At 47.9% G+C, this 12,950-nt stretch carries 10 protein-coding genes and 4 pseudogenes; 11 read left to right on the top strand and 3 right to left on the bottom strand.

Going from position 1 to position 12,950, the window contains the following annotated elements; genetic code table 11:
• Positions 1 to 79 precede the first annotated feature (79 nt).
• A pseudogene (locus tag NSS94_RS15610) lies at positions 80 to 345 on the top strand (cupin domain-containing protein).
• A gap of 192 nt (positions 346 to 537) precedes the next feature.
• Here NSS94_RS15610 and NSS94_RS15605 read toward each other — a convergent pair.
• A pseudogene (locus tag NSS94_RS15605) lies at positions 538 to 866 on the bottom strand (response regulator transcription factor); the annotation flags it as partial.
• A 918-nt stretch (positions 867 to 1,784) separates the two neighbouring features.
• Here NSS94_RS15605 and NSS94_RS15600 point away from each other — a divergent pair.
• The 8 genes from NSS94_RS15600 (at position 1,785) to NSS94_RS15565 (ending at position 8,331) form a co-directional block, all read left to right on the top strand.
• On the top strand, positions 1,785 to 2,366 hold the full coding sequence (locus tag NSS94_RS15600) for a YkoP family protein (RefSeq protein ID WP_341040415.1): 582 nt from the start codon (positions 1,785 to 1,787) through the stop codon (positions 2,364 to 2,366).
• A gap of 201 nt (positions 2,367 to 2,567) precedes the next feature.
• Entirely contained in the window at positions 2,568 to 3,194 is a 627-nt protein-coding gene (locus NSS94_RS15595) for a YqaA family protein (RefSeq protein ID WP_049816997.1), read from the top strand.
• Positions 3,172 to 3,693, top strand: coding sequence for a phosphatase PAP2 family protein (locus NSS94_RS15590; RefSeq protein WP_039272208.1), 522 nt, complete (start codon positions 3,172 to 3,174; stop codon positions 3,691 to 3,693). Before NSS94_RS15595 ends, NSS94_RS15590 begins: the two co-directional genes overlap by 23 nt.
• 24 nt (positions 3,694 to 3,717) lie before the next feature.
• Positions 3,718 to 4,884: an MGDG synthase family glycosyltransferase gene (locus NSS94_RS15585; RefSeq protein ID WP_341039621.1), complete on the top strand. Its 1,167-nt coding sequence runs from the start codon at positions 3,718 to 3,720 to the stop codon at positions 4,882 to 4,884.
• A gap of 30 nt (positions 4,885 to 4,914) precedes the next feature.
• Positions 4,915 to 5,616, top strand: coding sequence for a polysaccharide deacetylase family protein (locus NSS94_RS15580; protein ID WP_029517702.1), 702 nt, complete (start codon positions 4,915 to 4,917; stop codon positions 5,614 to 5,616).
• Between the two features lie 22 nt (positions 5,617 to 5,638).
• Positions 5,639 to 6,772 carry an MGDG synthase family glycosyltransferase gene (locus NSS94_RS15575; RefSeq protein ID WP_445671541.1) on the top strand — a complete coding sequence of 378 codons (1,134 nt, stop codon included), beginning with the start codon at positions 5,639 to 5,641 and terminating at the stop codon, positions 6,770 to 6,772.
• Positions 6,772 to 7,995 (top strand): MFS transporter, encoded by a 1,224-nt coding sequence (locus NSS94_RS15570; RefSeq protein WP_341039619.1) that lies wholly within the window; start codon positions 6,772 to 6,774, stop codon positions 7,993 to 7,995. Before NSS94_RS15575 ends, NSS94_RS15570 begins: the two co-directional genes overlap by 1 nt.
• A gap of 21 nt (positions 7,996 to 8,016) precedes the next feature.
• Positions 8,017 to 8,331, top strand: a complete 315-nt coding sequence (locus NSS94_RS15565) for a hypothetical protein (protein WP_029517699.1) — start codon at positions 8,017 to 8,019, stop codon at positions 8,329 to 8,331.
• Between the two features lie 219 nt (positions 8,332 to 8,550).
• Here the strand turns inward: NSS94_RS15565 and NSS94_RS26260 are convergent.
• Positions 8,551 to 9,021 (bottom strand): annotated as a pseudogene (locus NSS94_RS26260) (IS30 family transposase); the annotation flags it as partial.
• A 216-nt stretch (positions 9,022 to 9,237) separates the two neighbouring features.
• On the opposite strand from NSS94_RS26260, the pseudogene NSS94_RS15555 reads away from it, so the two are divergent.
• Positions 9,238 to 9,522: pseudogene (locus tag NSS94_RS15555) on the top strand (IS110 family transposase); the annotation flags it as partial.
• Between the two features lie 37 nt (positions 9,523 to 9,559).
• Here NSS94_RS15555 and NSS94_RS15550 read toward each other — a convergent pair.
• Positions 9,560 to 11,353 (bottom strand): response regulator, encoded by a 1,794-nt coding sequence (locus NSS94_RS15550; protein ID WP_241081055.1) that lies wholly within the window; start codon positions 11,351 to 11,353, stop codon positions 9,560 to 9,562.
• Between the two features lie 299 nt (positions 11,354 to 11,652).
• Here NSS94_RS15550 and NSS94_RS15545 point away from each other — a divergent pair, with 299 nt between their 5' ends.
• Positions 11,653 to 12,879, top strand: a complete 1,227-nt coding sequence (locus NSS94_RS15545; protein ID WP_341039617.1) for a serine hydrolase domain-containing protein — start codon at positions 11,653 to 11,655, stop codon at positions 12,877 to 12,879.
• The last annotated feature ends 71 nt before the right edge of the window (positions 12,880 to 12,950 follow it).

The raw sequence follows: 12,950 nt of genomic DNA, 5'->3' as shown, positions 1-12,950 counted from the left end.
GACCGTAAGGGCTTAAGCCTTTGCGGTCTTTATTGTAGGTGTCTAAAGTTCTAGACTGAAAAATAAAGTAATAGTCTGAATGAGAAATTATCTAAGATCAATACATTGGTCTCCTCATCAAGATACCGACGAGGTGTTTATCGTGCTCGAAGGGGAGATGTTCATTGATTTCCGCGATGGCCAAGTAAAGATTTCCCAAGAAGAGATGTTTATTGTACCAAGGGTGTCGAACACAAAACTTTCGCTAACCAGGAGTATCATATCATGTTAGTAGAGCCCAGGGGCGTAGTAAACACTGGCGAGACTGAGTCAGAATTAACAGCAGTCAATGATATTTGGATCTAATGCATTTAGCTTCAGTTCGATTACATCGTTAAAGTAACGGGACACGATAGTTCAACTTCACTTGCTGCTATGACGAGAACCGGATTCCCCTGTAAGGGTCCGGTTTTTTCTGCAACGCATTGCTTAGCATACGATTTTTTCCGTTTCGTGAGGTGCCCCCTATATCGTGAGTACCATCGGGAAATTCTCCAGCTACACGATATTCTTCATTCGCGCCATTTCTATTGCTTCTTCGCGGTTGTTGACGCCGAGTTTTGAGTAGAGAATCGAGCAGTAATTGCGGATCGTTCCCTCCGATAAAAATAGCTTGGCGGCGATCGATTTGTAGCGCAGTCCGCTCAACAGATGCTCCAGAACTCCATCACGCGTTTCGTAAGCCCGTACGGGTAGTTTCCCTGACTTGAACCGATTTTCTCCAACTGCTCACGTTGACGCTTCATCTCTTCGAAAACTCGCGTAGCGACCGATTGGTCGATCCAGATTCCTCCATTATAAATAAGTTTCAAGGCTTCCTTCATCTCAATTTCCGAATGATTCAGACTATCATGCAATATAACTTCCCGATCCGTCAAGCGACAGAGGGTGGGGTAACTGCGGTTAGAACGTAGTTTAGCAAGCACGTCATATAAGACAGTTGACAGTTTGTCATGCGGTATATGTGACAGGTCCAAGTCAATGTCATCAAAAGCTTGGCGGTTTTATCACTGTTCGATTTAACAGTATCGGAGGTAAGATGAGGGGGTAAAGCAGAACAAGATTCTAAAATAATAGGAGCGATTGCGTTATGAAATCATTCACCATTCGAAAAGGAGTTGCACTTACTATAATAGCTATATTGGAGACGGATTCCTAACGCTGCTCTTTAACGATTCGCTACTTCAGGGATTTGAACTCACGTTCTTATTCAGCTGTACATTTCTTACAGGTGGTACGCAGAACTGAATGAATTGTTTAGCTTCGGCCGTAAGAGGGCGACGAATCCTTAGGTTGCAGGGTTTGTTGAAGAAGATGTCTATGAGGGGACTTTCCGTCATTTTCCCGGCACGCGCTGCACACTGCTTTAATTGAAGGTTTCCGATCAGCATCGTACCGATGTGATTCGGGTCATCCGGACTTTTCAGAAGGAGAAGCCATCTTATCAGTATTACCTGATTGGATTGTTAGGAGTGCAAATGAATCTCAACTAGCATGTAACGAAATTATTTTTGGTCGCACTTATATATCAGATTAAACTTGAGCGATCAGCGATGTGCATCAAATTGAGTGAAGGCCCCCCTCAAGACGGGCCACCATCCAGTACCTCAGCCCGGATGCTTTTTTGGTTAAATCCTCTATCATAAAAGTAACAAAAATAAGGAATTCACATAGGAATATTATTTCAGTTGGACAATTTCAATAAAATTTGTCGATTAAAATAAGAATGAGGGATGATTGGATCAATGTTGCTTCGTTTACGCAAATCTTCAATGCAGGCGGCCTGGATGGTGTGGGAAAGAGGGTTCGATTGGATTTCACGCTTTCGCGGCTCGCATACATCGCACTTTGGAATTTGCAAAGTCATGATTAAGAAACACCGAGGGGAGAGTATCGTCTGTGCGGACTCCACGATCATCAATAAAGGCGATCTGGTCGGGGAACTCCATCTCAATAATGAAACGATTCTGACGCTGATCAAATCCGAAGACTCAGACCGCGCAGCGCTCATGACGGCCCGGCTTACACGGAAATCCATGCAGCAGATCAGCGAGGCATTCGCAAGTCAGCCGGAGTTCAGAGAGGTGAAGGCGTTAGTCGGCGTTACGCTGCTTCATCGTGGTTTGATACATGGTCTTGGTTTCGAACAACAACCGATGAAATCCGATCTGTTCCAACGCATTACAACGGCTTATCTCCGATTATTGTTATCCGTCATGCACCCTGAAGGCAAGAAGCGGATTGGCCGCAAGACCGGAAAATTGATACCGATGATGCTGATTCACTCCCGCAGCTCGCTGAGGAACCGATTTATGACGGTGAAGTGACGGTCCGTTTCAAAGGAGTTATGTCTACCCAAATCAAGCTCCAATTAATTAAAAAAAAGAAACTAAGAGCGTGGTGAGTAAGTTCCTGGAGGGCGGTATGGAGTTGGAAACACAGCGATTGGAAACCCATACCGCCCGGAGGCAACCTATTTTTCATCATGCTCTGTAACAAAGGCGGGATAGGCATTCATGGATAAAATTATGGAATTTTTACAGAACTTTGGAGCGACGGGACTTTTCATTCACGCTATGCTCGATGCGATTATTTTCCCCATCCCGGCGTTCTTCCTGCAGCTTTCTTTAAGCGCGGTGCAACCGGAGTCGGCTTTATGGCTCGCTACGGTTGGCTTTGCAGGAAGTCTGCTTGGGACACCGATCGGTTATGGGATCGGCAAGGTGTCGGGAAAGCATGTTATGGGTGGTGTAATGAAGAAAAAATGGCTGGATTCGGCAAGCGACTTATTTGCCCGCCGCGGCGAGGCTGCAATCCTGATCGGATCGTTCACTCCGATCCCATTTAAAATATTTACGATTTTATCTGGATGCATGAATTATCCATTGTGGAAGCTGCTCAGCTATGCGGCCATTGGCCGGGCGGTGAAGTTTTATGTAGTCGGTTTTCTCTTCTATATATATGGCCGTGCGGCAGAGAATATGGTGAACCAAGTTCTCACGATTACGCTGGTGGGCATTGGTGTTGCGATTGCGGCAATATGGTTCTTGATACGGAAGCTGTGCGAGCGGAGGAAGATAAGGGATGAACATCAACCGATCGAAAAAACAGGGAATGGAGGCGGAAAACAGGATGCAGTGGATAAGGCGAATTGATCAAACGATGTTCTTCTGGTGCAACCAGCGGCTGAGCAGTAGGGCAATGGACCGATTGTTCGGATGGATTACCCATTTGGGCGGAGCTTTGTTTACCATCATTTGCGCCGTGTCCTTGGCATGGTTCGCCGAGGGGGAGTTCAGCAGAATCGGGCTGCAAAGCTTGATCGCACTGGCCGTTAGCCATATCATTGCTGTCCTGATCAAGAGAAAGGTGCGCAGAGACCGGCCTTTCCGCAAGCTGGAGCAGGTGAAGGTAGGCAAATTCCCGTTGAAGGATTATTCCTTCCCATCCGGCCATACTACCGCTATTTTCGCCCTGGTTACACCTTTTATGTTGGCCTCATCACCGGCAATTATGCTTGTCTTGATTGGTCTGGCCTTGTTGGTGGCCATATCCCGGGTTTATTGGGGCTATCACTATCCGATCGATTGTGTGGCTGGTGGGATGGTCGGATTCCTAACGGCGGTGCTGGTTGTTTTGTTCATGCATAGTTAAATTTCACGAGGGAGGCGATTGTTGATGAATAGCATGAAACGGGAAAAGCTGCTGATTCTGTCCGGCGCGCTCGGGGATGGACATATGCAGGCGGCCAAGGCGATTTTAGAGGCATCGGTGCTGTACAAACAGGGAGTAGAGGTGATCGACTTCATGCAATGGATCCATCCCCGCATGCATGTGGTTGAACGGTATTGCTTCCTGCAATGGGTGAAGCATTTTCCTTCCTCATACGGATATATGTATCAGAAGACCCGGACGGACAGTACACTTACTTTCTTCCTGAAGCATTTTCTCACGACCAGCCTGCAGCGGCTGCTCAAACTTCTGAATGAGGAACAGCCGACGTTGATTGTCAGCACGTTCCCGTTGGCATCAGCCGCCATTTCCTTGCTTAAGGAAAAAGGGATGACGGATCTGCCTGCGGCAACGGTCATTACCGACCATTCCGATCACAGCTATTGGATACATCCGTCTACGGATCTGTATCTGGTTGGCTCCGAAGGCGTGCGTGCAGCTCTGCAGAGAAAAGGCGTTGCTGACCACAAAATCGCTGTAACGGGCATCCCTGTTCGCCCATCCTACAGTCAGCATGACAATAAAGACCGGCTGCGCGAGAAGCTGGCCTTGGCTCTTGACACCTTTGTCGTGCTGGTGATGGGTGGCGGCTGCGGGATTATCGATAAATCCTTCATCGAGCAAATGCAATCTGACTCTTTTCCCCCTAACGTGCAATTTGTCATCGTATGCGGACGCAATGTGAAGCTGCTGTACCGCCTGCGTGAAGCGTTGGGAGACAGGGATAACGTCATACTGACAGGCTTCCTGGAGGGAATCCATGAATGGATGGCGTCCGCAGACGTATTGATTACCAAGCCGGGCGGACTGACGACCTCCGAAGCGCTGGCGCTCCAGCTTCCCATGCTGCTGCTGGAGCCACGGCTGGGGCAGGAAAAGGATAATGCCGGTTATTTGATTCAAGCGGGAGTAGCGTATCTATGTCAGATTGACAATTTGCAGGATCAGCTTCAGCGGCTGGTTCAACAGCCTTCCCTATTGGAAGAAATGAGGGAGAAGGCAGGGCTGTGCAGACAGCAGGATTCCGCCAGACATGCGGTCATGCAAATTCTGAGCATGCAGAGCGATACACAGGAAGAAAAATGGGTTTGCTCCTTGCAGCAGTATGCTTAAGCTTAATTTTCACTAAGGAGGATAAAGACGTTGCTTGTTAAATATTTGTTGATTGGGCTCATAGGCTTCATCAGTCTGTATATGATAATTCCTAGTTTTCTGCCAAGAATGATCAAATTTGGAGCCTTTCGTAAGGGAACGACCAAGAACCAGGTAGCGTTCACGTTCGACGATGGGCCGCATCCGAGGTATACACCGGAATTATTGGATTTATTGCAGGATTATCAAGTGAAGGCCACATTCTTCGTGCTTGGCTCGCAGGCGGAGCTGCACCCGGATCTGATCAGAAGAATGGATCGTGAAGGTCATCAGATTGGAATCCACAATTACAATCACATCTCCAATTGGCTGATGCTTCCCTGGACGGTGCGGCGTGATCATATGAAACGGACCGCAGATATTATTGAATCCATAATTGGAAAAAGGCCGGATCACTATCGTCCGCCGTGGGGGCTCATGAACGCTTTCGATTTCTTTCATCCCAAATCGTACCGCATTGTACTCTGGTCCTTGAAGGCGGGGGACTGGCGCAGCAGAAGCTGCCGCAAGAAACTGAAGGCAACGCTGCTGAACGGAATTACGGACGGATCTGTTATTTTGCTGCATGACAGCGGAGATTCGCCGGGAGCGGACCGTCACGCGCCATATTTTATGCTTCGGGCTCTGGAGGAAGTACTGCATCAATTACAGGGACGCAACTTGCAATTCGTTCGTCTGGATGAAATGGCTTGACAAAGGAAATGAGGTGACAATAGTGGGACAGGAACCGCAAATTTTAATTTTAACGGCCGATTACGGAGAAGGTCATCATCAGGTGTCCAAGGTGTTGCAGCAAAGCTTGATCCGCAATGGTTATTGCCAGGTGGCGGTTGTCGACTTGTTCCGGGAAGCCTATCCTGTGCTGAACAAAATAATCCGCTATCTGTACCGGCAAAGCCTGTATGCAGCCAGCCTGGGCATTCCCTATTACGGATGGACCTACCATCTGACCAACCAGCTTCCCATGAAGGGAAAGATCGCAGCCTGGATGAACAGTCTTGGCGGCGACAGGCTCAAGAAAATCATCCTCCAGTACCAGCCGGAAGTCATCATTTATACATTCCCGTTCGGCAGCTTGCCAAGCAGCGTGGCATTATCTGCGATCCGTCCCCGGACTGCTGTTGTCATAACGGACTTTGACGTTCACCGAAGATGGCTGTTCGCCAAGCCGGATCATTATTTTGTCCCTGCCAGCGACGTGAAAGAGGCCATGGTCAGGCAGGGCGTCCCCGAGAGTCGTATTACCGTGACCGGAATTCCGGTCAGAGAGTCATTTCATGATGCGGCAATGAGTGGTCCCGGCTCCGTTAAAGAAGCAGATGAGCATGTGATTCTGCTTATGGCTAACGTCTGCGGCACATTGCATTCGCTATCGAGGCTCATCGGGAAGCTGCTGCTCTTGTCAGGCGTCCGCATTCGAGTGATTTGCGGCCGGCAGGAAGGATGGAGACGGAGGCTTGCGGAGAGCTGGGCGGATGATGCAAGAGTGGATGTATTCGGCTTCACCGATCAATTGCATGTTCTGATGAGCAGCGCCTGCTGCGTAGTCACGAAAGCGGGAGGCGTTACACTATCCGAGACGATTCAGGCCGGGGTTCCAATTTTCATCCTAAATCCGTTTCTGGGGCAGGAGAAGGAAAATGCCCTGTATTTGCAGCGCAAAGGAGCGGCAGTCGTGGCCTTTACGATTCATGATCTGGTGTTGCAGATACAAGCGATGATCTCCTCTGAGCAGATCAAGCAGTCGATGATGAACGGGCTGCTCGCAGCAAGGCAGAAAGCGGCTGCGGACCATATTGTCCGGCATTTGTTTCCTGAGGCAAGTCCCTTAAGAAGGAGTGGAATATGATGAGCGGGAGGAGCGCGTTCAAGCTTTCTACTCTGACGCTGTTCACGGTGCTTTTTTGCACAGAGTTTGTCCGAAGCGCTTTCTTGTTCTCGTTCCTGCCGAACTTTGCCGTCAACGAGTCGGGGCAAACCGTTGCTTTGGTCGGTCTTGCCGTCTCGCTTCATTATACAGCCGATACGCTGATTAAATGTGTGGCTGGATATTTGCTGGACAGGTTTTCGCTGCGCTGGCTGCTGCCCGCCACTTTCGTCCTGATGCTGTCCGGACTAGCCGCCGTGTTCTTTAGTCCGTATGCCTGGGGGCTTGTTGCCGGTTCCGTGATGCTTGGGATGGGGGCGTCGCCTATATGGCTCATTTGTCTGGAGAAAGTCCGACTTACGGAGCGGGCGGCCCAGATGGGAGCGATATACACCGTGTGGCTGGCCTGCATCGGTCTGGGGCCGGTCACAATCAATCTCACCTTCGATTATGGCTTCGAACCTGCCTTCCGGCTGATGGTTGCGCTGCTCGCCGTCGGCTGCATCGCATCGTTCGGGATTAACAGAACAACCCCCTTGCATCTCCAGAATGTCAGCTTTGCCGAACAAGCGGCAGGACTGCGAAGAAGGCTCGTTCAGCTGAAATGGCTGCTGCCAGGCATGGTCCTGCAGATGACCGCCGCGGGACTGCTGCTGCCGATACTGCCCGGTTTTGCCGCTGACCATCTCGGTCTGAGCCAGCCGCAATATTCGCTAATGCTCATATTAGGCGAGGCCGGCGCGATGCTGTTTCTTGTCCCGATGGGAAAGCTGGCCGATCGATGGGGGCACAAGCAAATGCTGTTCGCCGGTTTCGTATCGCTTACGGTCGTATTGGCTCTGTTAGTCGTATCCATGCCGCCGCCTGCATTAACGATGCTGTTTGCCTTTATGCTGGGATTGTCTTACTCAGCCGTGCTTCCGGCCTGGAATGCGGTGCTGTCGTACCTTGTTCCGGAGGATCAGAAGGGGACTGGGTGGGGAGTACTCTCCGGGATTGAAGGGCTCGGTATTATGATTGGCCCGGTCATCGGGGGAGGGATAGCCAGCCAGTATACGAATGCCGCTGCCATTAGCATCAGCGCTGCTTTACTGGCGGTTCTTGCACTTTTTTATTTGATTTTGCCGCAAAACAAGCTTGTCTCGGCTGGCGGGACTTTGCAGCACAAGAGGGAGAACGCTCATGGACCTGATCGGGTTAGTTGAACCGAGTATGGATACCTGGTCTTGCTCATCGGCTTGCCGCTGGACTTCATCGCGCTCCCCATTCCGCCGAGTACACCTGAAATCCAAGCCATCGAAAATCATCACGATACAAGCCTCAGTTCATCTACCTCAGTACAAGAAGCTGGTGAAGGTGCCGATTTTAATTACGATTCTTTAAAGGATTACATTGCCTATGGTCTAACTTATGATAAGAAAGAGGACAGATTTCTCTTCAATGACAAGCAAGTCAGATTGTTTGTTGATAAGGATATAAAAAATGAAGGTAGATCAAATAACTTTTACTATGATGCTAAAGGAAATCCGATTTCAAAGTGATTAGAGATGATAACAATAAGATAATCAAAATAACGGAAGTTCATGGGAGTGAGTTACAAGCCTTAAATAAAACATTTGGATTTATAATAACTGATGGAAATTTACAGTTTGAATAAGTAGAGTCATTATATAAGCTACTGAAAAAGCCTTAAACCGTAAAAGGTGAAAGAATACCAGTGAAATGATGGTTTTCTTTCACCTTTTTTAATAGACGGATTGTCAAGACAAGTACAACAGTTCCTCCTGTAACGATTCGTGAGAGGACTTCCATCTTAAGTTTTTCGGGGCCGGTTGTTAATCAGGGCGAGAGCCTGCTCCAGATCAGCATCTGTCACCAGAGCGAAGTTATGCCCCTTTGAGATAAATTCACGCTCAAGACTTGGCATTCTCGTTGGAGTCTCGTTGCCAGGATGAGTACGGGTCGGCGAAATAGACACCCACGCCGTACAGTCGTTCCAACTCTCTGTGACAGGCGAATTCTTTCCCTCGCCCACGGTCGCGCTTTCATCGATAATGCCGTGCGATCGTCATATAATCACTTGGTAAAAACGTGTTTTTGCCTCCACGATGTGTCGACTCAAGCTTACTCTTTCCTCGGCTGGAAATGACCGTATCCGGCTCCCAGTGACTGAAGGTTTTCCGGCTACGGATCGTATTGGGACGCTGCAAATCAGACCTTTCTAATACATAAATAATCAGTCAATTTAAAATGCCGTTGCAACGGAGAAAGTAATCACTATTTATCAAGTTTGTCCCCTATATTGATAATGAAGTAGGTTTAGTTTTTATATAAGCGTAAGTTGAAATAAGAGGTTTCAGAATGAAAAAGACTCCTTGGTATGATGTAAATGGGTCCACGATGCTGGCCAGCGACTGGATCCAAAAACAAACCAAGGAGACTACAAGATGAATTCTACTCAAAATGAACGTATTAATCAAATCACTTCTTCTACCTTAATTATCGGTGTAGACATCGCTAAATTCAAACATGTCGCCCGGGCACAAGACTACCGCGGAGTCGAGTTCGGGAAGGCTATTACGTTTGAGAACGACCGTGAAGGCTTTGAATTGTTCGTTAGCTGGTTCAGAAAGATTGCTACGGAGCAAGGGTTCCAGGACGTCATCGTTGGCATGGAAACAACCGACCACTACTGGTTGAACCTGGCCCATTTTGTGAAAGAACAGCACGTGACCCCTATATCGTGAGTACCATCGGGAAGTTCTCCAGCTACACGATATTCTTCATTCGCGCCATTTCTAATGCTTCTTCACGGTTGTTGACGCCGAGTTTCGAGTAGAGAATCGAGCAGTAATTGCGGATCGTTCCCTCCGATAAAAATAGCTTGGCGGCAATCGATTTGTAGCGCAGACCGCTCGACAGTTGCTCCAGAATCTCCATCTCGCGTTTCGTAAGCCCGTACGGGTAGTTTCCCTGACTTGAACCGATTTTCTCCAACTGCTCACGTTGACGCTTCATCTCTTCGAAGACTCGCGTAGCGACCGATTGGTCAATCCAGGTTCCTCCATTATAAATAAGTTTCAAGGCTTCCTTCATCTCCCGCGGATGAATCGACTTCAGCATGTAGCCTTCTGCCCCGCGCTCCAATGCAGTTGCTGCCTGCGAGGAATCCTTAAACGTTGTCATGAATACAACCTTCATATCAGGCCATCGTTGTTTCATCTCAACTAAAGCTTCAATCCCGCCCATTCCTTGCATACGAATATCCATTAGCACGATATCTGGTTGGGAGCGATCACAATGTTCTAATGCTTCGCGCCCGTCCCTGGCTGTACCAACGACGTTAAAATCAGCATGCTGATCCAAAATTTGCTTCAAGCTGTCGGTAATGATCACCTGGTCATCAACGATCAGCAGGCGGATTGCATCATGTACAGGCTCTGTCTGCAACGGAATATCACATATGACGAAAGTTCCTTGTCCTGACTCGGAATGCACGGACACCGTGCCGTGAAATAGTTCAAGTCGTTCCTTCATTCCATTGAGCCCAGATCCAAATTGGATTTCTTCCATTCCGATGCCGTTATCTTCGATCTGTAATCGAAGCTGCTGACTATTGAAATGTAACTGAACGGATATCATGCTCGCCTTGCCGTGCCGAACTACGTTGGTTAGAGACTCTTGAAGGCAACGATATAAACAATTGTTTATTTTTTGCATAACAAGAGTCTCACTGCCGATCACACGGAATTTGACCGTTATACCTGTTGACTTCATAAAATCTTCAGTTAATTGCCGCAGCGATTCACTTAACGAATGGTTCAACGGAGTATGAGAGAGCTGATGCAGATGCTTTCGGATATCAACCAGACTGTGTTGGGCGATTCCGACAAGCGAATTGATCCTCTCTATTTGCGCATCTGGTACGGACGATCGCAGTGATTCGACGCCGACGATGAGCGAGGTAAGCGTATGGCCAATCGTGTCATTCAGCTCATGTGACAGCCGGCTGCGCTCCTCCATCAGCGTAAGTTCCTCAATCCGCTTAATATGCTGCTCCAGCAACAGCTTTTGCTCTTGAATAATTCGGGCTTGCTTATGGGACTGAATTAAAATATTAAACGCGAAGCCGATGGCAAAACCAAGGCTGCAGCTAACGATAAACTCATACGGGAGACGATCAGCAATCCAACCGTTCAATACCGGGAATACGATTCCGCTAAGGATACCTGTCCACACATAGTTTCTTCGACTGCTCGTCAAGCCGATAGTAATCACGAGTAAAACAAAAGACCAAAGCAATCCCGGGGCTGCGTAAGCTAAATAAAGATAAAAAAAGCCCGTTACCGTGACTTCGATTGTGAGATACCAGTCTTCTTTCCTATAGAGGATGATTAATGGAACGAGATAAACGACGAAAGCGAGAGAAAGTACAACCCAAAGCGACACAACGGTTAATGACGGATCGACAAAACCAGCGCTTGCGATAATGACCAGCCAAAGCGTTCGTATGGCCACAAGTATCCAATCATACCAGACCCTTTTTTTCATTATCGAGAACACGAATTACGCACACCTTCTTATATTTTTTTGCAAATCAAATTCCGAATGATTCAGACCTATCATGCAATATAACTTCCCGATCCGTCAAGCGAAAGAGGGTGGGGTAACGGCGGTTAGAACGTAGCTTAGCAAGCACGTCATATAAGACAGTTGATAGTTTGTCATGCGGTATATGTGACAAGTCCAAGTACGATGTCATCAAAAGCTAGACGGTTTTATCACTGTTCGATTTAACAATATCAGAGGTAAGGTGAGGGGGTAAAGCAGAACAACATTCAAAATAATAGGAGCGATGCGTTATGAAATCATTCACCATTCGAAAAGGAGTTGCACTTACTTTAATAGCTATATTGGCGGGTACAGTGGCCTATGGAACTGTCCACGCAGAGGGTCAGACGGCAACTTATCAAGCTATCAATAAAGCTGCCAATACCGACAATATTTTATCGTCGGAATTCGCAAAAAAACCCAAAAAAGAACTCAACGAGAAAGAAAAGAAAAGAAAGCATCGGGAAGAAGTCAAACGCGTCATGGATCAAGTAGTTACCAACAAAAGAGTTCCAAGTGTCGTGGCAGGCGGGCTACAGGATGGGGAACGCTGGTCCTACGCTACGGGTACAGCCAGTTTCGAAGTACCACGCCCGGTGGAACCGGATTTTTCATTCCGTATTGGAAGCATCACGAAGACATTCACTGCTACCGTTGTATTGCAGTTGGCTCAGGAGAAAAAATTGAACCTGGATGATTCGGTCGAAAAATGGCTGCCGGGGGTCATAAAGGGTAATGGGTATGACGGCAACAAAATTACGATTCGTCAGTTATTGAACCATACAAGCGGGCTTGCGAGCTATACTGATCTTGATTTTCGAGATATTACCTTGCCTCAAAATCCATTCCGTTACTATTCGTCCGACGAGCTTATCAGCATGGGACTAGCAAAGCCGCCTGTATATGCGCCAGGGAAGGGCTGGAACTATTCGAACATGAATACTATACTAGCCGGTCAAATTATTCAGAAGGTAACAGGAGAGACGTATGCGGAGCAGATCAGGAAACGGTTGATCGAACCGCTCGGGATGACAGGGACATTTGTAATGGAAAATAGTCACGATATTCCAGGTAAGCATGCCACAGGATATAATATGGACAGATCGGGTCATTTGTATGATTTAACAGAGATGAATCAATCATGGGCAAATGCAGCCGGAGACATAGTCTCAACAACCAAAGATTTGACCACCTTCTTCAGTGCGCTGTTGGGCGGAAAGCTTCTAAATCAAGAGATAATGGACCAGATGCTCACGACAGTAGATTCACCTATAGGTAAAGTTGGACTAGGGATTTATGAAATAAAAACAGCTGACGGGCAATCATACTGGGGGCATGCTGGCGGTACTTTCGGATTTGAATCGAGAGCCTTCGGATCTCTAGGCGGGCAGCATATTTTGGTAACGTGCATCAATTCGGTAGCTCCGGAAGTGGAGCCTGCTCACAATAAAATAATCAATAAGGAGTTTGGCCGTTAAGTTTAAAGCCGACATCGCGTCCTTTATTTGAGGGCGGATGTCGGTTTCTGCTGTGATTAACCGTCGTTTCA

Origin of the sequence: Paenibacillus sp. FSL L8-0644, from assembly GCF_038008165.1 — a bacterium.
In the GTDB taxonomy this organism is placed as follows: Bacteria; Bacillota; Bacilli; order Paenibacillales; family Paenibacillaceae; genus Paenibacillus; species Paenibacillus polymyxa_D.
Note: the sequence above shows the minus strand (reverse complement) of the source record. Positions and strands in the feature narration are given on the sequence as shown.

Coding starts and splice junctions, on each gene's coding strand:
- NSS94_RS15585 (WP_341039621.1), top strand. CDS start 3,718: ATGAATAGCATGAAACGGGAAAAGCTGCTGATTCTGTCCGGCGCGCTC.
- NSS94_RS15545 (WP_341039617.1), top strand. CDS start 11,653: ATGAAATCATTCACCATTCGAAAAGGAGTTGCACTTACTTTAATAGCT.
- NSS94_RS15590 (WP_039272208.1), top strand. CDS start 3,172: ATGCAGTGGATAAGGCGAATTGATCAAACGATGTTCTTCTGGTGCAAC.
- NSS94_RS15600 (WP_341040415.1), top strand. CDS start 1,785: ATGTTGCTTCGTTTACGCAAATCTTCAATGCAGGCGGCCTGGATGGTG.
- NSS94_RS15595 (WP_049816997.1), top strand. CDS start 2,568: ATGGAATTTTTACAGAACTTTGGAGCGACGGGACTTTTCATTCACGCT.
- NSS94_RS15570 (WP_341039619.1), top strand. CDS start 6,772: ATGAGCGGGAGGAGCGCGTTCAAGCTTTCTACTCTGACGCTGTTCACG.